Genomic DNA, 24,481 nt, shown 5'->3' with positions numbered 1-24,481 from the left:
TATGAAACGTTTACTTCCAGTTCTTGCTCTTGCCTCGGTCTGTAGCATTGCCAATGCCGACCAACTCACCGCCGTATCCTTTGGTGGTGCGTATGGCGCAGCCCAGCAAAAACACATGCTAGACCCTTTCATGAAAGAAACCGGCCACAAAATTTTATTTGAAAACTACTCCGGTGGTATTGCCGAAATTAAAGCCCAAGTAGAGAGTGGAAACATTCTTTGGGACGTAATTGACGTAGAGGTAATTGATCTCGAACGCGCCTGTTCAGAAGGCCTATTAGAAGTGATTGACCACGACAGCCTACCACCTGGTGACGACGGCGTGCCTGCAGCAGAAGACTTTAGCGAAGCAGCACTCGCCAATGAATGTGGCGTGGGTAACATTGTTTGGACGGTGCTTTACGCCTACAACAACGACACCATTAAAGGCGGCCAACCTAGCTCTATCGCCGACTTCTTCGATACCAAAACCTACCCCGGAAAACGTGCTTTACGTAAGCGCCCACAGGTAAATTTAGAATGGGCACTGATTGCCGATGGTGTACCAAAAGAGCAGGTTTATGAAGTATTAGAAACCGACGAAGGCCAAGCTCGCGCCTTTGCCAAGTTAGCCACCATTGCCGACGACATCGTTTGGTTCGACAGCTGGTCACAAGCGCCACAATTACTCAATGATGGTGGTGCCGTGATGGTTCAATCGGCCAACGGGCGGATCTTCGACGCCATTCAAAGCGAAGGAAAGCCTTTTGAGATGGTGTGGGATGCTCACCTATATGACTTAGACGTTTGGGCCATTGTAAAAGGCACCAAGAAAAAAGACTTAGCCATGGAGTTTATCCGTTTTGCTACCAGCTCAAAACCATTGAGCGGCATGCCTGAAGTGGCTTACGGCCCTACTCGTAACTCATCTTACGCTTATGTAGATAAAGCGGTTATTCCAAAACTGCCATCTTCACACCTAGATAAAGGTGTAAAAGCATCTGGAGAGTTTTGGGCTGATTATGGCGAATCCTTAGGTGAGAAATTTAACGAGTGGCTGCTGAAATAACAGCAACTTAGTTAGAGGTGAAGATGGATAACAACAGCCTTAGCGTTGAAGAAATACTCGAGAGCAAACGCTTGCTTAAACGCAAAAAGCGCATGCTGCTGGCATTTACCATGCCGCTGTTGATATTTGTCTTCATCACCTTTATCTCTCCTATTGCCACTATGCTATACCGCAGTGTTTACCACCCTACGGTTAGCCAGTTAATTCCTTTAAGTTTGGCAGAACTAAGCACTTGGGACGAAGCTGGCGACCAGCTTCCTAATAGCCAAGCCCTCAAGCAATTTGCCATTGAGCTGCAAGGGCTCTCTAAAGAGCGCTTATCAGGCAAGCTAGCCGAAGAAGTGAATCGGCTTAAACCTGGTAGCTCTAGTTTAATTAAATCTAGTGCCAGAAAACTTAAGAAAAAATCTCTCGAAGAATTACAGCAAAGTGGCGACACCTTGTTGCTTGGTTATTCCAAAAAATGGCAAGACATCAATTTATGGCGTGCGGTGAAACGCTCTGGGCAAGCCTTTACCGACAGCTACTACCTTACAACCTTTGATTTAAAGCGTAATCCCGCTGGAGAGATCGAGCAGCGCGATACTCAAATCTATTTAAAGCTATATTGGAAAAGCTTAAAAATAGCGCTAATTATTACCTGTTTAACCGCTTTGTTAGCCTATCCTTTGGCCTACTACTTGGCCAATGCGCCCAGTAAAATTGCCAATCGTTTAATGGTATTGGTTTTATTGCCTTTTTGGACCTCACTACTGGTTCGCACCACTTCTTGGATCGCCATTTTACAAACCAATGGCGTGGTCAACTCAACCCTGCAAGCCTTAGGCTTGATTGATGAGCCCTTTGAAATGCTCTACACCCAATTTGCCACCATCATTGCTATGACCCATATTTTGCTGCCATTTATGATTTTGCCTTTGTATAGCGTGATGAAAAATATCGACCCGAGTTATTTTCGCGCAGCGCTGTCTTTAGGGGCAAGGCCAGTGCCGGCTTTTATCAAAATCTACCTGCCAATGACCATCCCAGGGGTAAGTGCCGGTGCTTTATTGGTATTTATTATTTCTATTGGCTACTACATTACCCCAGCCATAGTCGGCGGTACCGAAGGGCAGATGATTTCTAATATTATTGCCTTCCACATGCAGTCTTCCAATAACTGGGAACTCGCAGCAGCACTAGGCTCGTTATTGCTAGCCTTAATCATTGCTCTGTACTGGGTTTACGATCGCTTTGTTGGCGTAAACAATATTAAGTTGGGCTAAGCATGAAAAGTTATCCTAAATATTTCACCTTCTGGCATATCTTAGCCCACTATGGCCTGCGCTTTTGCTCGTTATTAGTGCTGGCGTTTTTGATGCTGCCAATCATGGTGATAATTCCGCTCTCGTTCAACGTAGAGCCCTTTTTTAGTTTTACTGAAGGCATGTTGGCGCTAGAGCCCGAGGCCTACTCTTTGAAATGGTATGCCGAAATCTGGCACGACGATAAGTGGCTATTAGCAATTAAAAACAGCTTTTTTATTGGGATATGCGCCACCTTAATTGCTACCGTATTAGGCACCTTGGCGGCGATTGGTTTAAGCAACCCAGCGATGCCCTGGCAAAAGCTTTGGATGGCTATTTTATTGTCGCCGATGATTGTGCCACTCATCATCACAGCAGCAGGAATGTACTTCTTTTATAGCCAGCTAAACTTGGCAGGTTCTTACCTCGGCGTGATTTTAGCGCACGCGGCCTTAGGCACACCTTTTGTTTTAATCACCGTAAACGCAGCATTGTCTGGCTTTGATTATTCCTTAGTTAATGCCTCGTTAGGCCTTGGCGCACGCCCACTCACCACCTTTTTTAAAGTGATTATGCCGCTCATCCGCCCTGGTGTAATATCTGGCGCCCTGTTTGCTTTCATTACCTCATTTGATGAAGTGGTGGTAGTGCTGTTTTTAGCCGGGCCAGAGCAACGAACCATTCCGCGACAAATGTTCTCTGGTTTACGTGAGCAAATTAACCCCACCATTTTGGCAGTAGCCACTTTGTTGATTGTGATTTCTGCCATGCTGCTATTTACTATTGAGTATCTACGTGCCCGTAGCGAGCGAATTCAAAGCGGAGAACTAGATAGCTAAGCTATTTATTACAACAACTTACATACGTTTATTTTATGTTGATTGTTTCACAGATATAAATTGATCATAAACAAGCAATTCACCACTATCCTCTGATCTAACTCCCTATATTCACGTTTTAGCACCTATTATTGCTGTGCTAATTCTTTGAATTTAATTCAATAGCAATCACCTATCATAAAGATAGATTCAATCGTTTTTACAAATCACTGCGAAGAATTGATACTAGACCCATCAAACGAACACACCTTATTAACGTTTACGGAGAAAGATATGTTAGAGAATCGCGAAGGCCAAAATGTACCAAGTGTTACTTTTCATACTCGTCAAAACGACGCTTGGGTAGACATTACTACTGAGCAGATATTCAAAGATAAAACCGTGGTTGTTTTTGCCCTACCGGGTGCATTTACACCAACTTGTTCATCAACACACTTACCACGCTACAACGAGCTAGCTGGTGTTCTAAAAGAGAACGGCGTTGATGACATTGTATGTTTAAGTGTTAACGATACGTTTGTAATGAATGCATGGTTAGCAGACCAAGAAGCTGAAAACATTACTGTAATTCCAGACGGAAACGGTGAGTTTAGCGAAGGCATGGGCATGCTAGTGGGTAAAAACGACTTAGGTTTTGGCAAACGCAGCTGGCGCTACTCTATGTTAGTGAAAAACGGCGTAATTGAAAAAATGTTTATTGAGCCAGATGTTGCAGGCGACCCGTTTGAGGTATCAGATGCCGACACCATGCTTAACTACATTAATGCCGACGCTAAAAAGCCTTCTGCAATTAGTGTAATTAGCAAGCCAGGTTGCCCTTTCTGTGCCAAAGCTAAGCAATTGTTGCATGACAAAGGCATAGCTTTTGAAGAAGTAATACTAGGCACCGACGCCACCAGCGTAAGTCTTAAAGCGATTAGCGGCCGCAGCACTGTTCCACAAGTATTTGTAGACGGAAAACACATTGGCGGTAGTGAAGAGCTAGAAGCTTACTTAGCTTAAGCAATAAAAATTCAGGCGAGACGGTCTACTCGCCTGAACAACCCAATTCGCAGGTTTCAAAGGTAGTTATCATGTCAAATTCAGAAGTTAAGCAATCTGTAGATGTAGCCATTATTGGTGGCGGAACCGCAGGTTTAGCCGCATACCGCGCCGCAAAAGAGCATACCGATTCGGTATTAATGATTGAAGCAGGCCCCTATGGCACTACCTGTGCGCGGGTAGGTTGTATGCCAAGTAAATTGCTTATTGCCGCTGCTGAGAATGCCCATCAATATGAAAAGTCGGCCCAATTTGGAGTTAACTTGGGTAAGCCGAAAATAGACGGCCACGCCGTGATGCAACGGGTAAAGTCTGAACGCGACCGCTTTGTTGGTTTTGTATTGGAGTCTGTAGAAGGCATCGATGCTCAGCACAAGCTAGATGGCTACGCCGAATTTGTGAATGAGAATCAACTTAGCGTTAAACACAGCGATGGTTCAAGCACTCTAGTTGAAGCTAAGCGCATCGTTATTGCTAGCGGTTCCCGCCCAACTTTTCCAGCGCCTTGGGCCGAGTTAGGTGACTGCTTGTTAGTAAATGACGATATTTTTGAATGGGATACCTTACCAGAATCGATTGCGGTATTTGGCCCAGGCGTAATTGGCCTAGAGCTTGGTCAAGCCTTACATCGTTTAGGTGTAAAAGTACTGATGTTTGGTGTGGGTGGCGCAGTTGGCCCACTTACCGACCCAGCCTTAACTGACTATGCCAACACCGCTTACGCCGAAGAGTTTTATTTAGATTCAGACGCTAAGGTTGAGTTAATTGAGCGTAGTGAAAATGGGGTCAAGCTTCGCTATATCGATAAACAAGGTACCAGGGTTGAAACTGAAGTTGACTATCTAGTTGCTGCCACCGGGCGCAGACCTAATACCGATAAACTGGGTTTAGATAAGCTGGATATTCAGCTTGATGAACGCGGTGTGCCGGTTGCCGACCACTACACTTTGCAAACATCGATAAACCATATTTTTATTGCTGGTGACGCTAGCAACCAGATCCCTCTACTGCACGAGGCCGCCGACCAAGGCAAAATTGCTGGCGATAACGCCGGACGTTGTAAAGAAGTTCGCGCTGGTTTACGTCGCACGCCTATCGCCGCAGTATTTAGCGATCCGCAAATTGCTATGGTGGGCGAAAGCTACCGCGATATAGAAAAACGCTTAGGCTCTTGTGGTTGCTTTGAAGTTGGCGAAGTAAGCTTTGAAAATCAAGGCCGCAGTCGAGTGATGTTAGTAAACAAAGGTATTGCCCACTTATACGGTGAGCAAGGCACAGGCCGCTTTTTGGGAGCAGAAATTATCGGTCCAAATGCCGAACACTTAGCTCACTTATTAGCTTGGGCGCATCAAGCTAAAATGACGGTTTCACAAATGCTGGATATGCCGTTTTATCACCCCGTGATTGAAGAGGGCGTGCGTACAGCATTACGCGACCTAAACGCTAAGTTGCACCTTGGTCCAGAAATGATTGATGCCTGCATGGAGTGTGGAGTGGGTAGCTAAACCCTTAAAAACGCTACAAAACAAGCCCTGTGGTTAAACGCCATGGGGCTTTTTTCATTTAAGTGACTAAAAAATCAATAAATATGTTAGCATCCAACTATTGCCAACAAAGCTTATCATTATCGGTAGTTTGCTCTATGCTATTTGCAGCTTTGTTGAAACAAGGATGAACGATACAAACGCTTATGTCTGCTTTTAGATTTTTTATTAGCTTAGCGCTAACTTTATATTTGGCCTGTTATAAGCCTGCAATTGCTGCCGATTTGAATGCCAGTTCACAGCAAATCTACTTAGCAGAAGACCAACAAGTATTACCGCACCGCTATAGCGATATACCCAGCTGGCTAAATAAACTTAGCCAAGTTGATCGGGTAAAACTTAGTGGCGGCAGCTATTGGCTAGTAAAAAAGATAAATATCTCTCAACCAAATCAATGGATAGCCAGCGTAGACGGCCCAATTATCGAAAACATTGATTACTACCTTTATTCAGAAGGTAACCAAATACGCCATCTTAGCAGTGGTTACCTACATCCTTATGAGTACTTATTTAGCTATGCCCGCCACATTGATACACCCAGTTTAGGTGGATACTGGCTGATTACCCGCATTTCTAGTCAATATTATACCGAACAACCGCAGCTCAGCTTTGGTCACAAATCGGCCATGAGCCAGCTATACCACTGGCGAGCGAGTGTGATTACCTTGTGCTTAGGCGGTTTACTGATTTTGGCCATCTACAACGGTGCAGTTGGCCTAGTGCAGCAAGATCGCGTATTTGCCTACTTCAGCGGCTACTTATTTTCCATTACTCTAGCTTTAGCCTTGGTTTTCCATGTTGCTGCGCACTTATTGCATCTACGCATTACTCAGGTACACCTATTACCCGTGCTATTGATTCCAATCTTTAGTGTGTTGTTTTACTGCCGTTTTCTCAGTTTGCAGCAATATGCACCGAAGCTGTGGCTAGCAAGTCGCTACCTAATTGCACTGTGTTTACTCAGTATTCCGGTTGCTGTTATTTGGGTAAATTGGGCGGTAGTTTTGGTCTACTGCGTGATCTTACTGTGGGTGGTATTAGCGCTTTCTAGTGCTTTACAATGCTGGCGTCAAGGCTCGAAGCAGGCGCAGCTTTTCATACTATCAACCCTGCTATTACTAATACCCGCATTACTGTTAGCAATGGCCGTTGTGCCTAAAAACACCACCACCTTGTTGGCGGCCGACTTATCCATTCTACTGAGCTGTATTTTTAGTACTTTGTTCATGTCACTGGCGTTGCACTACAAATTTAAGCGACTCACCTTAGAGTCCTTATTAGTCGCTAAGCAGCTGAGTGAAGAGCGCGATGCTGCACGTTTAGATGCCCTAACTGGCTTAAAAAACCGCTATGCCTTTAACGAGTATGTAAGCAACATTAAATTTGATGAAGAGCATCACACCAGCCTCGCCTTAGTCGACATTGATTATCTAAAAAGCATTAATGACCATGCTGGCCACCAAGAAGGCGACAAGCTAATTAAGTTAGTGGCTGAAGCGCTCAACATGGTGCTTAGCGACCAAGTGAAGCTTTACCGCATTGGCGGCGATGAGTTTGCGGCCTTTTCCGACACCTTATCTTGCAGTGAGATTGACGAAAAACTGGCCATTGCCGACAAAATCATCCAACTAAATGGCACCGCGCAAAGTGGCATTAGCTTTGGCAGCGCCAGCACCGACGATTGCCAAGACGCAGAGCAGTTGTTTTACCGAGCTGATATGACCATGTACCAACAAAAAGCCCAGCGTAAACGTAAATCCAAGTTAGTAGCAATTAATCAACAGCCATAAAGCATTCGAGCGTTAGCTTGATATGGTGTAACTTACTGGTTTAAGTCATCCATTACACTTGTTGCATTACTTTTTCATGGAGTCGACCATGCTTATTTCTCCACAACTCACTGGCAATATCGCTCGCAATTGTCATCCGTCAGGTTGTAAAGCCTATCTGCAACAACAAGCAGAATATATACAGCAACAAGCGCCAATAAACGGCGCCAAAAAAGTGCTAATTTTGGGAGCGTCTTCTGGCTTTGGTTTAGCCTCTCGCTTGAGTTTAGCCTTAGCAGGAGGAGCCGATACCATTGGCGTATCCTTCGAGCGCGGCCCTAATGAAAAAGGCTTAGGCAGTGCCGGCTGGTACAATAATATCTATTGTAGAGAGCTTGCCGAGGAACAGGGTTTAATCGCCAAAAACTTCATTGGCGATGCTTTTGATCCGGCTATGCGCAGCCAAGTTATTGAGTACATTAAGCAAGAGTTTGGCGGCAAAGTAGATTTGGTGATTTACAGTTTGGCTACGGGTAAGCGCAAAACCGAATCTGGCCAATGGCAATCAGTACTAAAAACCACCGACGCGCCACTACATGGCTTAAGCATTAACCTAGAAACCGAACAGCTAGAACCACAAACTGTAGAATTGGCCAATGCCGCAGAAGTGGAAGCCACCACTAAAGTCATGGGCGGCGATGAGTGGCGAAACTGGATAGATGCACTGCAACAAGCCGGTGTACTAGCCCAAGGCTGCAATACCATTGCTTATTCCTACGTAGGACCAGAACGCACCGCGGCAATTTATCGCGATGGCACCATTGGCCGAGCTAAACAGCACCTACATGTCACTGCACAAGAGCTGGATAAACAGCTACAAACGCAGGTAAGCGGCCATGCCTACGCTTGTGTATGTAAAGCCTTGGTAACGAAAGCCAGTGTCTATATCCCAGTAATGTCGCCCTACATAGCTTTACTGTACAAAGTAATGAAAGAGCAAGGCAGCCACGAAGAATGCATTGAGCAGGCTTATCGGCTATTTAGCCAACACCTCTACCCACAAGATGGTCAAGTTCATTTAGACACGTTAAATCAACTACGTATTGACGACCTAGAGCTAAGTCCACAGGTGCAACAGCAAATAGACTTACGTTACCCTACGATTACAGCAGATAACTTCAAGCAAACCACCGATTTTGACGGTTACAAAACAGCGTTTTTACGACTAAATGGCTTTGCAGTAGCTGGGGTAGACTATCAGCAAGCTTGCGATGTAGAAGCTTTAAGCAAGCTCAAACCATGATAGACATTCACACAATTAGCGCTGAACAAACCCTAGTAATTCGCCAACAAGTACTATGGCCAAGCCATGATTTAGCTTTTTGTCGAGTACCTGAAGATGACACAGGTGAGCACTATGGTGCTTACCTTAATGGCCAACTCATCATGGTGGCTTCGTTATTTACTAGTGGAAACGAGATTCGGCTGCGTAAATTTGCCTGTTTGCCCGAGCACCAAGGGAAAGGTTACGGGAGCGAAATGCTCAACTACTTGGTTGAGCAACAAGCGGGTAAACCATTAACCAGTTTTTGGTTTGACGCACGTTGCAGCGCTATAGGTTTTTATCAAGGTTTAGGCTTTTTGGTAACTAGCGAAGCCTTTGATAAACACGGTGTTGCGTACGTAAAAATGGCGAAAGCGCTTTAGGGTCTGTTGATCTTTGGTGTTGAAATTTTGTTCGAGATAAGCGGGCTTTAATCGCGGCGAGCACTTAGAAGCCTAGTGGGCTAGAAGGGCTTAACAAAGAGTAAAGTTTGCTTATCCGAACCCTTCGGGCAGCATTTCTTAGCCATTTACTCAGCGTTAGCGAGTGATTATTAAGCCCACTTAACTGCACACTCATTGCCTTGTCTAAATGGCTAATAAATTGCTGCAAAAACCATCAGCAAAGATCAACAGACCCTAGTAACAACCTCCCTACAAATTGCAGGCGAAAAAAAAGGAGAAGCAATGGCTTCTCCAATTTTTCTGTCGGTCAACAAAGGTCAGATCTTATTTCTTTCGATATCGCGCCAATCCTTGGAACGATGGAAATAGAGTAATGATAGCGTTTTCTTGATGCAAGCATTTTCCCAGTCAATCACAAGAAACTAGATCAAGCTCACTTAAATTAGATGCATCCGTGATCTAGATCAAGGAATCGAATCATTTACCTCTAAGCAATGATAAGCCCCTGTTTTTTAAAAATAATTAACCTAAACAATCAATTATATTCAGTTAAAAACAGCTTCGAATTCCTTAAGAAAGTTGAGCAATATCAACAGATAAACCGATTATCTTGGGGTGACAGCGTGGTCGCCCCAAGATAGTTACAGGGTAACTAACAAAGCATGACTTAAATAAGGGAATAAATATCGAAGCGGTGAGTTTTAGTACTTAAATGATTATGGGCAACTTTACCTGCTAGAGGTTCTGCATAATTTGGTCTTTTAACCACTACCCGTTTTTTTGCAACTTTCAATGCTTGCTCCAACAACAAGTCTGCATCTAAGTCTGCGCCTACCAGTAGCTGAAAAACTCGCATTTCTTTTTTTACTTGTGCAGATTTTTTCCGGTGAGGATACATGGGGTCTAAATAAACCACGTCGGCCTGTAATTGTTGATGAGCTAGATCATCAATACTGCTTGCGTATATCAAGCGCATTCGCTCTGTAACCCAAGAGCCAATGTCGGCGTCTGCTCTGGCACGCCGCAATCCGTCATCAAGTAAGGCTGCCACCCAAGGGGAGCGCTCTAACATGGTGACCTCACAGCCAAGATTAGCCAATACAAAAGCATCTCGGCCTAAACCCGCCGTGCCATCTATAACACTGGGGCGCTGACCTTTTTTTACGCCAACCGCTTTACTCACCGCTTCCGCACCACCATATTGACGACGGTGGGCAACCCGCCCGGCTAGAAAATCGACTTTAACGTCGCCCAATTTAGCCTCATCACAGTAGCGCAAGGCTAAACTCTCACCATCAAGCACCAAACAAAAACCAGTTTCAGGCAACTGTTCACAGCGCTGCATGGCGAAACGCTCTATTAGCTTATTGGCATAGTCATTGTCGGCGGTTGGCTCACAATATAAGCGCGGCTGCAGGCTATCCAAGGCGGGGCTCCAAATAGAAATAAAACAAGTGTAACAAATAATACTTAGTTCAAAACCAGCATCTCAATAGGAACCGGCTTGCCAAAGTGATACCCCTGAGCATAATCAACACCAATATCAGCCAAAACCTTGTTAATGGCTTCGTTCTCAACAAACTCAGCAATGGTCTTCTTACCCATCACATGGGACATCTGATTAATGCTTCTTACAATCGCGGCATCCATCTGATCGCTTGCTAAGTCACGAATGAAAATACCGTCGATTTTGAGGTAATCGATCGGCAAGTTTTTCAAATAGCCGAAAGAGGATAAACCCGAACCAAAATCATCAAGTGCAATTTTACAACCCAATTTACGCACTTTATTAAAGAACTCGGTGGCAACATCCAAGTTCGCAATAGCCACGGTTTCGGTTGTCTCAAAACAGAGCTTATTCATTGGTAGCGCACTATCTTCCAGCGTTTGCAATAACCACGCAACAAACTCTGAGCTACCTAGCGATTGCCCAGACAGATTCATCGAACACATGTTAAGACGAGTTAAATGCCCGGGATTTTCAGATAACCACTGCAATGTTTTTTGAATTACAACTCGGTCAATTTGATCGGCAAGGTTGTAGTTTTCTGCCGCGGGTAGAAACGCCCCAGGAGGCACAACTCGGCCTTCTTCGTCGATCATTCTTAATAGTACTTCGTAGTGAAGGTAATCACTCTCACTCGGTTTAACCGGCACAATAGCTTGCGCGTATAGTAAGAATCGTTCTTCACGCAGCGCTTTTTGGATACGGGTTACCCATTCCATCTGCCCTTGGCGCTCAAGCAACATCTGATCGTCCATTTGATATAAATAAACGCGGCTACGGCCTAAAGATTTAGCTGTGAAACATGCGTTATCAGCTTGTGCCAATACCTCTTGTGAAGAGCCCTGTTGCTGCTGGAATAGGGTTACGCCGATACTACAACCAAAGCTGAACATTCGTTCATCACGGACGTAGTGAGTATCATTTAGTCGGTCAATCACCAAGTTAGCAAAATCTAAGCAGCCCTGTTGCGAGCTATCTTCAAGCAAAATGGCAAACTCATCACTGCCCAAACGTGCCACTACGGCAGACTCTGGGATCATTTGTTCCAATACTCCGGCGACCTGCTTCAAGGCCTGATCACCCGAACCATGACCAAAGGTATCGTTAATTACTTTAAATTGGGCTAAATCGATAAAGAGCAAGGCGTGCAGCTGCTCACCAGACTGCGAAGAATTAAGCAACAATTCTAATCGTCGCTCAAAAAACCCTCGATTATAGATGCCTGTGAGCAAGTCAAAATTGGCATAAAAATCTAATTCTTCAGCTAAATTACGCGTGGCTGTAATGTCCTCACATACCAACATGTACAAGTCTTCTTCGGCCATCCGAACAAAAGATTCTTTAAACCAAAGTTGCTGATTGTCACCCGTTTTATAGGCAATTTGTCGGGTAACTTTGCTACTGCCAATGCCTTGGAGATACTCTAACAAGGACATCTGCTGTAATTGCTCGGCATACAAACTACGCAGCTGAGACAACTCAAGCTGTTTTTTATCCATACCAAGATGTTTAGCCGCTACTTGATTACAGCAAACAATTACCCCTAAACGATTCACTAGCATCAATAGGGCTGGGCTTTGTTCAAACAACAAACGATAGTGTTGTTCGCTTTGTTTAAGCTGACGATGCTCTAGCTGAATTAACTCTAAGTCCCGCAGCTCCAACAATACTTGTTCAACAATCCCCTTGGTAGCACTTTGTGGACTTAGCGCAAAATCATAAAGTACCTTACGACCATTAAGGTTTAATTCAGCCTGAAATCTAACTTTTTCGCCGGCTAAACTTTTCGCGATAGCATCTCTCAATTGCTGTTTTACAGGTTCTTGATGTTGCCACATATCACTATCAAGCAAAGAATTACCAATAATGTAATTAGCTCGCTCGCCAAGCAAATCCATTAAGGCTTGATTTAACAGTTTTACATGACCATTCTCATCTAACAATGCGCTGGCTTGCTCGGTAAACACAAATACCGAGTCTAACTGCTCACCCTGTTCAAACAGTTCTAGCTTGGTTCGGGTTAATGCTCGCCACTGGGCATACAAAAGCAAACTCGCCAGCAAGAAAGTAATGCCAACCAACAATGCCCCTTGATAACGCTGCGGCAGCGTTTTATAAGCTTGCTGGTTAAGAAAACGACTATTTTCTGCCAAGTTAGCGCGCGGTACTTTCCAACGGACTAGCTGCTTGTTATCAAATAAATAGGTTTGAGGACCACGAGCACTAATAGCAATGTCACGCACATCGGTGCCTTGTAACACTTGCAACACGGTGTCACCGATCGCCTGTCCAAGAGGCTGAGGTAAGCTAACAAAACCACCCACAGCACCATTACCGATTGCATGCTCCCATAAACTATAAATAGGTGCTCGTGATACCATAGATAGAGACTGAATAGCTTGCTCTGTGAGCTGAGTATTGCCAATTTGTGATTGTTGCAACGCTCCTAACAATACGGCTTGCTTGGCACTTAACAGCGAGGTCTTTGCTTTTACTTCTTCATAATCTTGCTCTTGCCATAGGGTATAAGGAATCGCAAATTGCTCGGCCAGCTGCACAAACTCTTTCACAATACCCTTGCTAGATAGACTATCGCCTGCCAATAGGTGAATAGCTTCCAAATCAGGGATCAACTGACGGATCAACAGCAGATTTTCACGCATTGGTAGCTGCTCATGAATGCCCGTTATACGCCGTTCTCTAGGTCCCATATAAGCTGATAAATCAGCACCAGCAGCCACAATTGGCGCTTGAAGTATCGCTTCATCTTGCAGGGCTAAAGCAGTGTGTAAGGCTTGCTCGCCCACAGTCACCACTAAATCAAATTGGTAATAAAGAATGATCTCATTGAGCAAATCGAATTGGGCTAAACGATAACTTGGATCTTGCGAAGGGCTTGGCTGTATTCGGTGATTATACAACCACACCGAGCGATTACCGACTTGTTGGCGCAGTCCTCTATCGAAGCTAGCATCCCATTGTAAACCGGCAGGATAAGAGTTAAGCATTAGTACCCGAGCAGTACGCGCTTCGGCCTTTAACGAGACCATCGCCAAGCTTAACAAAATGAGCGGTAAGATTGGCTTTAACACTTTAATCAGTGAACAGACTCTTATTAATGAATTACTCACAATAATAAACGGCCACCCTTCACATTTGTTCTCAATTATTAAGCCTTTATAGACCTTGATACTATCACTAGGCGTAGCCAAGTCACTTCTGTAGAATATGTTACCAAATTGCAGCAAGGTCTATCATATTTATGAATATTTTGATGGCTCTATCACAACTCGAAGTGACTGGAGCCGAAGTCTACGCCACCCAAGTTGGCGATCGACTCACTCAACGAGGTCATCAAGTATGTTATGTATCAGATACCTTAAGCTGCCCACATCAAGGCAAGCACTTTCGCTTGCGCTTTAACAAACGTAGCCTGCCTCGCAGAGTATGGCACGTATTGTATCTTATCTACTTAATTCTTCGATATAAAATTCAACTGGTACATGCACATAGCCGTGCTTCTGGATGGTCTTCTTATATCGCCTGCAAACTAACCAATACGCCAATGGTGACCAGTGTGCACGGTCGCCAACCAGTGCACCGCTCGCGCAAAAAGTTTCACGCACTGGGTTATCACGCTGTTGCAGTATGTGAAAACATCGCCCAGCAAATTATTCGTGACCTAGGCGTGCCCAGCGAGCAAGTAAGCGTGATTCGCAATGGCGTTGATAGCCAACAGTTCTTTCCACTGCCTGCCGCCAACAACAGTAAACCTGTCATCCAAATCATTGGTCGATTAACCGGCCCCAAAGGCGAGTTAGTTTATCAATTACTCAAACAGTGCATTGATTTAGACACCAACCAAGTACAAATCATTAGCGGCAGCAAAGTAGATACTCGCTTTGTTGAGTTTGAAGATAAGGTGGAATTTTGCGGATACAGCGACAACATTCGCTCTACCATTGCCCAAGCAGATCTCATTATTGGTGCGGGTCGAGTGGCCATGGAAGCGTTATTATGTAAAAAGCCGGTATTTGCAGTGGGTGAAGCCAAAGCACTCGGCTTCATAACTACAGAAAACCTGCCCGCAGCCCTTGCTAGTAACTTTGGCGACGTTGCCGATGACGGAAAAACAGAGTTAGACATAGATTACCCACAACTAGCAAAGCAATTGGCAAGCTTTAACGAACAACATCAAGTAAGCGAGCAATTAATCAACGCAATAAAAGCCGAATACGACCTAGATGCGGTTTGCCAAAAGCTTTTACAGACCTACCAAAGCGCTTACGTTTATACCAAACAACGTGAAGTACCTATCATCATGTATCACCGAGTTACCCAAGATGATAGCCAAAGTGGAGCCTATGGCACCTACGTTACCGTTGCGCGTTTAGAAGAACATTTTCAAACCATTAAACGCATGGGTTTAACTCCCATCACGTTTAGTGAATTAGCCAGCATCGGTTTAGAGCATCGCTTTAATCATGGTAAGCGCTACATTATTCTCACCTTTGACGATGGTTACCAGGATAACTTCGACTTGTTATTACCACTGCTGAAAAAATATCAGTTCAAAGCGGTTATTTACGCAGTAACAGGCACCGATCACAACCGCTGGGATGTTCAGCACCCCACTAAACCAGACCAACGTTTTGAGCTAATGAGCCATCAAACTATGCGCGACATTGATCAAAGTGGCTATGTTGAAATCGGTGGACATACACTCAACCACCCAAAACTGGCAGAGCTAGATGAAAATGAGCAGCAAAAAGAGATCGAACAAAACAAAGCTGAGCTAGAAAACCTATTGGGCAGAGAGCTAACCACCTTTGCTTACCCTTACGGAAATCACAATCAACAAACCAAACAGCTGGCCAAGCAAGCTGGCTATACTTTTACAGTAGCTACTGATTCAGGGCCAATCGGCATGCACCAAGATCTACAACAAATTCGCCGAATTGTAATGTTCCCCAGCACCACCAAGTTTGGATTGTGGCGGAAAATCAAAGGGGACTATACTTATAAAAAGTGTATAAAACGCTAATGCAAATGAATTCCATAGCTATTTCTCTTAAAATCCCTTTTCTAAATTTAGGCTAACTGTATGAACATTTCGATTGTAATGATCAATTACAACTCAAGCGCACACACTCTTGATTGCTTAAAATCGATTACAGACAGTAAGCCAACAGTATCATTTGAAGCCATTGTTGTAGACAATGCCTCCCGCAATGACGACTTACAAAACCTAGAATCAAATATTGGCGCTTATCCTTGGGCCAAGTTAGTGAAAAATGAGTTTAACCTAGGTTTTTCAGGCGGGAATATGTCTGGCTTTGCTTACTGTCAGGGGCAATATATTTTTTTTCTAAACAATGATACACGCGTTCTTCCAGGCAGCTTAGATGCAATGTTTCTGTTCATGGAACAACACCCAGACACCGCATTATGCAGCCCCACAATTTATAGCGAAGAAAACCAGCGTACAGCTTCATTTGAATACATCCCCACTGTTGCCAATAAGCTACTTGGTGCCTCGTTACTAAGAATATTTAAGCCCGCTAACTACCCCAAACGTAAAACGCATTACCAACATCCAATTGCGGTACCGGTTGTTAGCGGGGCTACCATGTTTTTTAGGCGTAGCGATTTTGAACAGCTAGGTGGTTACGATACTGAGTACTTCCTATACTGTGAAGAAGAAGATTTTGCGATTCGTTTGCACAAAAAAAACAAACCCATCTACCTATTAAATAACGCCAAAGTGATTCATTTAGGTGGTGGAAGCACCGAACGAGATCTCGCGATTGAAAAAGAGTTTTACATTTCATTTTGGCGATTACTGCGCAAACACTACCCAGTTTACTCAAGAAGCATAATCAAAAGTGTATACTTATTGAAAGAGTGCAAACGAGCCATAACAAAACCTAACAGAAGGCCACTTCTAAAATTCTTATTAAAAGGCTGTCCCAAAAACCAGTCACTAAGATATAAGCAAGGTAACCAATGAGTCATTCTTCACCCAAAGCAAGTGTGATTATTTCAATCTATAAAGACGTTGAGGCTTTAAATGCCATTTTATACGCTTTAAGCCAACAAACAGAAAAGCAATTTGAAGTGATAATTGCTGAAGATTGTGAAAGTGAAGCTGTGCAGAATTACCTAAGCCAACAAGGCTTTAATTTTCCAATTCAGCATTTAAGCCAAGAAGATATTGGCTTTCGTAAAACCAAAGCAGTCAACAGGGCGATAGCAGCAGCCAAAAGCGATTACCTTATGTTTTTAGACGGTGACTGCCTACCTCATAGCCACTACGTAGAAGAGCACCTTTTGCAGCGCGAGAAAAACAGAGTATGCACAGGAAGGCGAGTGCATTTAGGGCCTGTAGTCTCTGCTTGGCTAAGAAAAAAGCCTCAACTACTCTCGCTATTAGAGAATCGTTTGATTTATACCTTGTTAGGTATTCCGCTTCTATTTGACCACACCAAAAACTATGAAATAGGCTTTCGCTCTAAGTTATTACACAAAAGACAGCAAGCAAAATATTTAACCATTGTTGGCTGCAACTGGTCCGTAGCTAGAAAAGACATGCTGAAAATAAATGGTTACAACGAAGACTTACCTGGTGTTGGCGGGGAAGATGACGATCTTGGTTGGCGCTTTAACGGCAAAGGCATTCATGAGAAAAGCGTAAAATTTGTGATTCCTGTTTATCATTTACACCACCAAGAGCGGCGTGCCGACGTTAATATCAATCTTCGAATTATCAAAGAAAACACCGCCAAAAAACTATACTATTGTGAAAATGGCATAGATAAGTACCTAGATTAAACCTAAATAATTGCCTACAGAATATGTCATGAGTAATCCAGTGAACGCTAAAGAAATTGACCAAATTAAGCATAACTACCAATTTGCAGTATGCACCCTAGTTACCGACCTCTCCGAATACCAGGGCATGTTAAAGTCTTTTGCATCGGTTGGCTTTTCTGAAGAAAATACGCAATTCATTTATGCTGATAATAGTAAAAGTAATAAATTAGATGCCTATCAAGCAATTAGGAAGTTTCTTACTCACTCCGATGCTAATTACATTATTCTTTGTCACCAAGATATTCTTTTAAACTTTGATGATAAAGAAAAACTTGAAAGCGAATTGAGAGAGCTAGACCAAATAGATCCCAATTGGGGCTTGTGCGGTAATGCTGGATATATTGACTTTAAACACTATGCCATGCGTATTAGCGATCCGCATGGTGAAAATATTAATGTTGGAAACTTCCCTGCACAAGTTAAAAGCTTGGATGAAAATTTTATAATTGTAAAAAAAGAATCCGCACTATCTATTTCTAAAGACCTATCAGGTTTTCACCTATACGGAACAGACATGTGTATTATTGCTGAAATATTAGGCTTAAGATCTTATGTAATTGACTTCCATTTACTACATAATAGTGGTGGGAACATTAATAAAAGTTTTGAAGTGAGCAAAAAAGAATTATTAAATAAGTACGCTAAGGCTCTAAGCAACAAGTATATAAGAAGTACTTGTACCAAGCTTATCATCACCAACATAAGTTGGCTAAACACTTTATTTAATAGAAGTATTATTTACAGTTTACGTAAACGTTTAGAGTCATTTTCCTCTTCTCATAAAAAATATAAATAACTATTTAGAGACGACTCTTTTTATTATCGATTTTTTTAGGGATCCATACCTCCTAAGTAGTAAGCAATCTATATATTTAATCATATTAAACAGAGACTTACGTTCAAAGCTATCGAGCACCTCATTGAAATATAAACATCTTAGTTCATAATAACTAAAGTCACGCTGGCTTATTATGTTTTTCATCAGTCGAACATGATCTTTCTGAAGTAAAGGGTTGACGGTGCTCTGATTGCTAAGGCCATGAGTACTATACAGAAGTGTAGGCTTTTTGAGTAAATGTATTTTAATTCCTTTAGAAATCGAGCTTACATAAAACGGGAAATCTTCCATTAATCGATACGATTCATCAAACATTCCAACAATATTAAATACATCACGGTGATAATAAGTCGACGCACCTGAAATAATATTATTTTTTAAACACAACTGCTTATAAAGTGAAGCTTGGTTGCTTTGCTCAAACATATAATGATATTTACATTCTGGCATCACTTTTTCTTTATACGGCACACCATCAACAACAGGAATCCGGAGGCCCGTTAGTAAGAGTGCATCATTAAAATCAAAGTAGTTAGTAATATCTTTTATCACCGTATCGTTAGCAAGACTATCGTCACCAGCCAGTGGAATGATGAGATCACCATTACTGCTTTTTATTGCCCGATTAAAGCTTGCCACAGTACCTATATTCTCAGAATTTTGTTTGATACTAAATGTATACTTTTTATCGATGCCATACTGTTCTGCCATAGTCTCAATAGCATTGACATTAAAGTCGATACTGCCATCATCTACAACAAAGTACTCTATAAAGACACCTTTCGGTAACTCTTGAGTACTCAATGATAAAAATGCCTGTTCAAGTAAACGCCAATTATTATAAGTTAATGTAATAATTGATATTTTTTTAATTCGTTTTTCCAAAGCTGATATAACCTACCGAATAAAAAAGAGATGCACTTATTCTTAAATTAAAGAAAAGCTGTTTACTGCATTTACTACCAATTTCAAATCGTCTCGAGATAGAGTTGCTCCCATTGGTAACGACAACACCTGCTGATGAATAGATTCGGTTAAAGGAAAAGACAGGTGATTAAACTCCGCATAAGCATCTTGTTGATGAGGAGGAGTTGGGTAATGAATCAAACTTTGAACCCCTTTGCTCGCTAAGTGAGCCTGTAACCGCTCCCTATTATCGCAACGAATCACAAATAAATGCCACACATGCGAGGACTCATCATCACAAACAGGTAAGGTGACCAATGGGTTTTCTATATGCTCACGATAGTAACTTGCTACACTGCGCCTAGCTGCAATTTCATCGTCAAGATGAGCCAACTTAACACTTAACATTGCTGCTTGTATTTCATCTAAGCGACTATTCATTCCTTTATATTTATTCAGGTACTTTTGATGGGAGCCATAGTTTCGTAGCGCCCTCAATACATTGGCTAACTCATCATTATTAGTAGTAACAGCGCCACCATCACCCAATGCTCCCAAGTTTTTACCAGGATAAAAGCTAAACCCACTAGCATCCCCCCAAGCACCAGCTTTTTTGTCATCGACCATAGCGCCATGAGCTTGAGCAGAATCTTCTAACACTAAAAGATCATGTTGTTTGGCTAATGTTACCAGCTCTGGCATTGGAGCTAACTGGCCGTACAAATGAACAGCCATAATTACCTTGCTACGAGGAGTAATGGCTTCTGATACATTTTCTAGTGATAAGTTAAAAGTGAGAGGGTCTGGTTCAACAAAAACAGGAGTAAGACGACTTTCTGTGATAGCCAACACCGAGGCAATATAAGTGTTAGCTGGCACTATTACTTCGTCCCCTTCTTTCAGCCAGCCCATTTCGATCCAAGCTCTTAGCACTAAAGTTAGAGCGTCTAAACCATTTGCAACACCAACAGCGTGCTTACAGCCACAATAATTAGCAAACGCATTCTCAAAATCAACGAGTTCATTACCTTGCAAATACCAGCCGGAATCAATAACTCTTGCACAAGCCTGTTTTAACTGTTCAGCGTATTGAGCATTCACAGTCTGCAAGTTTAAAAAATCAACCACTTAAATCACCATTATTTTGCAATCAACAGGCAAAACTTTAGCCTGCGTTAACTATCTCTAAAAAATCATCGTAACTACGGATGTAGTCAGCTTCATCATAATGTTCGCTAGCAATGACCATTAAGACACAGTCATCAGAAAAGTTATGCATTTCACGCCAAACGATGCCTTCAATCAAAATACCTTTTGTCGAACTATCTAAAGTAATTGTTTCTCGGTTTTCTCCGTCATCAAGCACGAACTCACAGCTACCCGTAACACAAACGGCCACTTGCTTGAGATTTCTATGCGCGTGAAACCCTCGAGATACTCCTCGCTCCGTGCGAAACACGTAATAAACTCGCTTCATAACAAAAGGAATATCGACAAGTTCCTCTAGAGCAACTAAATCTCCACGTTCATCGCCTAAAGGTTTAAAATTTAGTACTTTTATTAAGCTCAATGTTAGTGCTCTGCTTTTAAGTAATTTATTCCAATTAAATTATTATGAGGTTACTTTTGAGGCATAAAAATATCCGCGGAACCATCAATTACGACTTTGTTTTTGACAAAGCATTTGGTTTCAAAACTCACAATCTTTTTCACACGATCAATCTTACGAATTGTCACTTTTGCCGTAACCGTATCACCTACATATACAGGCCTCTTAAACTGCAGATTTTGTGATGCGTACACACAGCCTTCGCCTGGTAATTGAGTACCAAATAGAGCTGAAAAAAAACTTGCCCCATGCAAACCATGAGCTATACGCTTCTTATATCTTGAGTTCGCAGCATAGTTTTCATCTAGATGAACAGGGTTACAATCTCCAGATAAATCAGCGAATTGCAAGGTGTCCTCTGCCGCAATAACTTGAGTTAATTCAGCACTCATCCCTTCGATTAACTCCTCCAAAGTATATTTTTTTTTGGTCGGCTGCTGGTTAGGCATTGTCACTGGCGATACTCTCCAAAATTTTAATGGCTTCTTCTGGGTAACCACGCTTAAAATGCTTTGGCCAAGGGTAAGCGGGTCTCCTAGAGCCATCTTTTAAACGAATCTTTGACGTTTCACCTACTGCTTTTGCAGGTGAACCGGCATAAATAGTATTCGCTTTAGTATTTCGGTTAACCGAAGAGTGAGCAGCAACCAAACAGCCTCCTGCGATTTTCACTCCTGGAAGAATCACACTCATAGTGGCAATCACAGCAAAGTCTTCTACAGTTACGCCTTGCATTACGTTACTTGGGGGATGGGGATCATTGGTTAAAACCACATAAGGGAAGATCCATACAAAATTGCCGACAATAGAGTGTTGACCAATATGCACATTACTATGAAAACGCACATAATCTCCTATCACACAATCACCTTGGATGTCGCCTAAGGTACCAACTTGAAAATTTTTACCTGCAGAAGTGTTCTCTCTAATGGTAACCCTATGCCCTGTTACGAAATTACTTCCAAAGCTCGAGGCCGCATACAAAACACTATGAGAGCGAATATGAGAATTGCTGCCAACCACTAAGGGTTTATCACCCGTTCGTTGATTTCTAACACCCAATTCACAGTGAGATTCAATCACCACATTATCTGCAATTTCAACATTATCATGAACGATCGAAAATGGGCCAACAGTAACATTATTACCAAGGGTCGCTTTAGGCGATATAATCGCTGTAGGGTGTATATCCATATCTCATATCCAGGTTATTATCGCTTACTACAAATAATAATTTTTTTACTAACGCCAATCCAAAATAACCTTGCCACTTTGTCCTGAGCGCATCGCATCAAAACCTTGCTGAAAATCGTCAACACTATAATGATGCGTAATGATTGGGCTTAAATCGAGGCCAGATTGTACCAAAGATGCCATTTTATACCATGTTTCAAACATCTCTCGGCCATAGATACCTTTAATCACCAAGCCTTTAAAAATAACTTGGCTCCAATCAATACCCATATCGCTGGGTGGAATGCCCAACATTGCGACCTTACCGCCATGATTCATCAGCTCTAACATAGAGCTAAAAGCGCTGGGCACACCAGACATTTCTAGGCCTACATCAAAGCCCTCGGTCATGTTGAGTTCGTTCATGGTATCTTTCAACGATTGCTTGGCAACATTGACTACCCGAGTTGCCCCCATTTTTTGGGCTAGATCCAAGCGGTAGTCATTTACATCAGTTACCACCACATGGCGCGCACCAACATGCTTACAAATGGCCGCAGCCATTACACCAATGGGGCCGGCGCCGGTAATCAATACATCTTCGCCCACTAAATCAAACGAGAGGGCACTGTGTACAGCATTACCAAAGGGGTCAAAGATAGCGGCTAAGTCGTCACTAATTTCGTCGGGTAGTTTAAAAGCGTTAACTGCAGGAATAACCAAGTATTCTGAAAAGCAGCCAGTACGATTTACGCCAACTCCAACAGTATTGCGGCACAAATGGGTACGCCCACCCCGGCAGTTACGGCAATGACCACAGGTAATGTGCCCTTCGCCAGAGACTCTATCACCCACCGAAAAGCCACGTACTTCTTGGCCAATATCCACCACTTCTCCTGCATACTCATGGCCTATCACCATAGGCACTGGAATGGTTTTTTGTGACCATTCATCCCAGTTGTAGATGTGCACATCGGTACCGCAAATAGCGGTTTTGTTTATTTTAATCAGAAGGTCGTTGTGACCAAGCTCTGGCATGTCGACTTGGGTCATCCAAATCCCAGGCTCTGTTTTTAACTTTGCTAAGGCTTTAATGCTCATTCAATCACCCCCAACTCTTTACCTACTTCTGTAAAGGCTGAAACGGCATGTTCTAGTTGCTCGCGTGTATGCGCGGCCGAAATTTGCGTACGGATCCTTGCTTGGTCTTTAGGTACCACAGGGAAAGAAAAACCAATCACGTAAATACCGCGCTCAAGTAATTTGTCGGCAAAGGTGCTTGCCAGTTTCGCGTCACCTAACATCACAGGAATGATGGCATGGTCGGCGCCCGCTAAAGTAAAGCCCGCTTGGCTCATCTCAGTTCTGAAGTATTCGACGTTATCCCACAGCTGTTTACGCAGAGCATCACCTCCAGCGAGTAATTCCAATACTTTAAGAGACGCACTAACAATGGCCGGGGCGAGGGAGTTAGAGAAGAGGTAAGGACGAGAGCGTTGGCGCAACCAATCAATCACTTCTTTTTTAGCTGAAGTAAAACCACCTGAAGCACCGCCCATAGCTTTACCTAAGGTGCCAGTAATAATATCCACTCTGTCCATTACTTGATGGTACTCATGGGTGCCACGGCCATGTTCACCAACAAAGCCAACAGCGTGAGAATCATCAACCATTACCATGGCATCGTACTTATCAGCTAAATCACAAATGCCTGGCAAGTTAGCAATTACGCCATCCATAGAGAATACACCATCGGTGGCAATCAGCTTAAAACGCGCTCCTGCTTCATCGGCGGCTTTTAAGCATTGCTCAAGCTCTGCTAAATCATTGTTGGCATAACGAAAACGCTTTGCTTTGCATAAACGAACACCATCAATAATCGAAGCATGGTTTAGTGCATCAGAGATAATCGCATCCTCTGGACCCAATAAGGTTTCAAAAAGCCCAGCGTTGGCATCAAAGCAAGAAGAATACAAAATCGTATCTTCCATACCCAGAAACTCACTCAAGCCTTGCTCTAAGCGTTTGTGAATATCTTGAGTACCACAAATAAAACGCACCGAAGCAGCACCAAAGCCGTGGCTATCTAAACCCGATTTGGCTGCCTCAATAAGAGCGGGGGAATTGGCTAAGCCCAAGTAATTGTTAGCACAAAAGTTAACAACTTGGCCTTGTTCTACAGCGATAGCGGCTTGCTGCTGCGAGTTGATAACTCGCTCATGCTTATATAAACCGTCATCTTTTACTTGTTGTAAGAGCTGAGAAATGTGTGCTGAGAAAGCGGCTGTCATGGCAAACCCTATTAAAATCCAGAATAATA

At 43.0% G+C, this 24,481-nt stretch carries 21 protein-coding genes; 12 read left to right on the top strand and 9 right to left on the bottom strand.

All coding sequences use genetic code 11. The features are described 5' to 3' along the window. Position 1: 1 nt before the first annotated feature. The 8 genes from K5L93_RS10765 (at position 2) to K5L93_RS10730 (ending at position 9,234) form a co-directional block, all read left to right on the top strand. Entirely contained in the window at positions 2-1,048 is a 1,047-nt protein-coding gene (locus K5L93_RS10765; RefSeq protein ID WP_220719845.1) for an ABC transporter substrate-binding protein, read from the top strand. Positions 1,049-1,071: 23 nt separating this feature from the next. Continuing rightward, positions 1,072-2,313 (top strand): ABC transporter permease, encoded by a 1,242-nt coding sequence (locus K5L93_RS10760; RefSeq protein WP_220719844.1) that lies wholly within the window; start codon positions 1,072-1,074, stop codon positions 2,311-2,313. A gap of 2 nt (positions 2,314-2,315) precedes the next feature. Further along, on the top strand, positions 2,316-3,173 hold the full coding sequence (locus K5L93_RS10755; protein WP_152785353.1) for an ABC transporter permease: 858 nt from the start codon (positions 2,316-2,318) through the stop codon (positions 3,171-3,173). A 273-nt stretch (positions 3,174-3,446) separates the two neighbouring features. Then, positions 3,447-4,175 carry a glutathione peroxidase gene (locus tag K5L93_RS10750; protein ID WP_220719843.1) on the top strand — a complete coding sequence of 243 codons (729 nt, stop codon included), beginning with the start codon at positions 3,447-3,449 and terminating at the stop codon, positions 4,173-4,175. 71 nt (positions 4,176-4,246) lie between these two features. Beyond that, positions 4,247-5,719: a dihydrolipoyl dehydrogenase gene (locus K5L93_RS10745; protein WP_220719842.1), complete on the top strand. Its 1,473-nt coding sequence runs from the start codon at positions 4,247-4,249 to the stop codon at positions 5,717-5,719. A 185-nt stretch (positions 5,720-5,904) separates the two neighbouring features. After that, positions 5,905-7,548: a GGDEF domain-containing protein gene (locus K5L93_RS10740; RefSeq protein WP_220719841.1), complete on the top strand. Its 1,644-nt coding sequence runs from the start codon at positions 5,905-5,907 to the stop codon at positions 7,546-7,548. Positions 7,549-7,636: 88 nt separating this feature from the next. Beyond that, complete coding sequence (gene fabV, locus K5L93_RS10735) at positions 7,637-8,830, top strand: enoyl-ACP reductase FabV (RefSeq protein WP_220719840.1); 1,194 nt, start codon at positions 7,637-7,639, stop codon at positions 8,828-8,830. Then, positions 8,827-9,234 carry a GNAT family N-acetyltransferase gene (locus K5L93_RS10730; protein WP_220719839.1) on the top strand — a complete coding sequence of 136 codons (408 nt, stop codon included), beginning with the start codon at positions 8,827-8,829 and terminating at the stop codon, positions 9,232-9,234. Before fabV ends, K5L93_RS10730 begins: the two co-directional genes overlap by 4 nt. Before the next feature lie 688 nt (positions 9,235-9,922). Here the strand turns inward: K5L93_RS10730 and K5L93_RS10725 are convergent. Both K5L93_RS10725 and K5L93_RS10720 read right to left on the bottom strand, forming a co-directional pair. Further along, positions 9,923-10,615, bottom strand: coding sequence for a class I SAM-dependent methyltransferase (locus K5L93_RS10725; protein ID WP_373869983.1), 693 nt, complete (start codon positions 10,613-10,615; stop codon positions 9,923-9,925). 110 nt (positions 10,616-10,725) lie between these two features. After that, positions 10,726-13,893 carry an ABC transporter substrate binding protein gene (locus tag K5L93_RS10720; protein ID WP_220719838.1) on the bottom strand — a complete coding sequence of 1,056 codons (3,168 nt, stop codon included), beginning with the start codon at positions 13,891-13,893 and terminating at the stop codon, positions 10,726-10,728. Between the two features lie 131 nt (positions 13,894-14,024). Here K5L93_RS10720 and K5L93_RS10715 point away from each other — a divergent pair, with 131 nt between their 5' ends. The 4 genes from K5L93_RS10715 to K5L93_RS10700 are packed head-to-tail and all read left to right on the top strand — an operon-like array spanning position 14,025 to position 18,431. Beyond that, positions 14,025-15,806 (top strand): bifunctional glycosyltransferase family 4 protein/polysaccharide deacetylase, encoded by a 1,782-nt coding sequence (locus tag K5L93_RS10715; protein WP_220719837.1) that lies wholly within the window; start codon positions 14,025-14,027, stop codon positions 15,804-15,806. Positions 15,807-15,866: 60 nt separating this feature from the next. After that, complete coding sequence (locus K5L93_RS10710; RefSeq protein ID WP_220719836.1) at positions 15,867-16,772, top strand: glycosyltransferase family 2 protein; 906 nt, start codon at positions 15,867-15,869, stop codon at positions 16,770-16,772. Continuing rightward, positions 16,769-17,593 carry a glycosyltransferase gene (locus K5L93_RS10705; RefSeq protein WP_220719835.1) on the top strand — a complete coding sequence of 275 codons (825 nt, stop codon included), beginning with the start codon at positions 16,769-16,771 and terminating at the stop codon, positions 17,591-17,593. The genes K5L93_RS10710 and K5L93_RS10705 overlap by 4 nt, the downstream gene beginning before the upstream one ends. Before the next feature lie 28 nt (positions 17,594-17,621). Then, positions 17,622-18,431, top strand: coding sequence for a hypothetical protein (locus K5L93_RS10700; protein WP_220719834.1), 810 nt, complete (start codon positions 17,622-17,624; stop codon positions 18,429-18,431). Here K5L93_RS10700 and K5L93_RS10695 read toward each other — a convergent pair whose 3' ends face one another. The 7 genes from K5L93_RS10695 to K5L93_RS10665 are packed head-to-tail and all read right to left on the bottom strand — an operon-like array spanning position 18,432 to position 24,452. Further along, positions 18,432-19,358 (bottom strand): glycosyltransferase, encoded by a 927-nt coding sequence (locus tag K5L93_RS10695; protein ID WP_220719833.1) that lies wholly within the window; start codon positions 19,356-19,358, stop codon positions 18,432-18,434. A 42-nt stretch (positions 19,359-19,400) separates the two neighbouring features. Further along, the gene (locus K5L93_RS10690; RefSeq protein WP_220719832.1) at positions 19,401-20,507 is read right to left on the bottom strand and encodes a DegT/DnrJ/EryC1/StrS family aminotransferase; all 1,107 of its coding nucleotides are present in this window, start codon (positions 20,505-20,507) and stop codon (positions 19,401-19,403) included. Between the two features lie 37 nt (positions 20,508-20,544). Further along, positions 20,545-20,949 carry a sugar 3,4-ketoisomerase gene (locus K5L93_RS10685; RefSeq protein ID WP_220719831.1) on the bottom strand — a complete coding sequence of 135 codons (405 nt, stop codon included), beginning with the start codon at positions 20,947-20,949 and terminating at the stop codon, positions 20,545-20,547. 50 nt (positions 20,950-20,999) lie between these two features. Further along, positions 21,000-21,437: a MaoC family dehydratase gene (locus K5L93_RS10680; protein WP_246615115.1), complete on the bottom strand. Its 438-nt coding sequence runs from the start codon at positions 21,435-21,437 to the stop codon at positions 21,000-21,002. Beyond that, entirely contained in the window at positions 21,430-22,182 is a 753-nt protein-coding gene (locus tag K5L93_RS10675) for an N-acetyltransferase (RefSeq protein WP_220719829.1), read from the bottom strand. The genes K5L93_RS10680 and K5L93_RS10675 overlap by 8 nt, the downstream gene beginning before the upstream one ends. 48 nt (positions 22,183-22,230) lie before the next feature. Beyond that, the gene (gene tdh, locus K5L93_RS10670; protein WP_220721504.1) at positions 22,231-23,256 is read right to left on the bottom strand and encodes an L-threonine 3-dehydrogenase; all 1,026 of its coding nucleotides are present in this window, start codon (positions 23,254-23,256) and stop codon (positions 22,231-22,233) included. A 2-nt stretch (positions 23,257-23,258) separates the two neighbouring features. Further along, complete coding sequence (locus tag K5L93_RS10665; RefSeq protein ID WP_220719828.1) at positions 23,259-24,452, bottom strand: glycine C-acetyltransferase; 1,194 nt, start codon at positions 24,450-24,452, stop codon at positions 23,259-23,261. Positions 24,453-24,481 lie beyond the last annotated feature (29 nt).

The sequence above is a fragment of the Agarivorans litoreus genome (genome assembly GCF_019649015.1).
In the GTDB taxonomy this organism is placed as follows: Bacteria; Pseudomonadota; Gammaproteobacteria; order Enterobacterales; family Celerinatantimonadaceae; genus Agarivorans; species Agarivorans litoreus.
Note: the sequence above shows the minus strand (reverse complement) of the source record. Positions and strands in the feature narration are given on the sequence as shown.

Excerpts from the sequence above, each read along its gene's own strand:
- fabV (WP_220719840.1), top strand. The coding sequence starts at position 7,637 with ATGCTTATTTCTCCACAACTCACTGGCAATATCGCTCGCAATTGTCAT.
- K5L93_RS10755 (WP_152785353.1), top strand. The coding sequence starts at position 2,316 with ATGAAAAGTTATCCTAAATATTTCACCTTCTGGCATATCTTAGCCCAC.
- K5L93_RS10745 (WP_220719842.1), top strand. The coding sequence starts at position 4,247 with ATGTCAAATTCAGAAGTTAAGCAATCTGTAGATGTAGCCATTATTGGT.
- K5L93_RS10675 (WP_220719829.1), bottom strand. The coding sequence starts at position 22,182 with ATGGATATACACCCTACAGCGATTATATCGCCTAAAGCGACCCTTGGT.
- K5L93_RS10665 (WP_220719828.1), bottom strand. The coding sequence starts at position 24,452 with ATGACAGCCGCTTTCTCAGCACACATTTCTCAGCTCTTACAACAAGTA.
- K5L93_RS10750 (WP_220719843.1), top strand. The coding sequence starts at position 3,447 with ATGTTAGAGAATCGCGAAGGCCAAAATGTACCAAGTGTTACTTTTCAT.
- K5L93_RS10705 (WP_220719835.1), top strand. The coding sequence starts at position 16,769 with ATGAGTCATTCTTCACCCAAAGCAAGTGTGATTATTTCAATCTATAAA.
- K5L93_RS10760 (WP_220719844.1), top strand. The coding sequence starts at position 1,072 with ATGGATAACAACAGCCTTAGCGTTGAAGAAATACTCGAGAGCAAACGC.
- K5L93_RS10765 (WP_220719845.1), top strand. The coding sequence starts at position 2 with ATGAAACGTTTACTTCCAGTTCTTGCTCTTGCCTCGGTCTGTAGCATT.
- K5L93_RS10740 (WP_220719841.1), top strand. The coding sequence starts at position 5,905 with ATGTCTGCTTTTAGATTTTTTATTAGCTTAGCGCTAACTTTATATTTG.
- K5L93_RS10700 (WP_220719834.1), top strand. The coding sequence starts at position 17,622 with ATGAGTAATCCAGTGAACGCTAAAGAAATTGACCAAATTAAGCATAAC.
- K5L93_RS10715 (WP_220719837.1), top strand. The coding sequence starts at position 14,025 with ATGAATATTTTGATGGCTCTATCACAACTCGAAGTGACTGGAGCCGAA.
- K5L93_RS10730 (WP_220719839.1), top strand. The coding sequence starts at position 8,827 with ATGATAGACATTCACACAATTAGCGCTGAACAAACCCTAGTAATTCGC.
- K5L93_RS10710 (WP_220719836.1), top strand. The coding sequence starts at position 15,867 with ATGAACATTTCGATTGTAATGATCAATTACAACTCAAGCGCACACACT.
- K5L93_RS10680 (WP_246615115.1), bottom strand. The coding sequence starts at position 21,437 with ATGCCTAACCAGCAGCCGACCAAAAAAAAATATACTTTGGAGGAGTTA.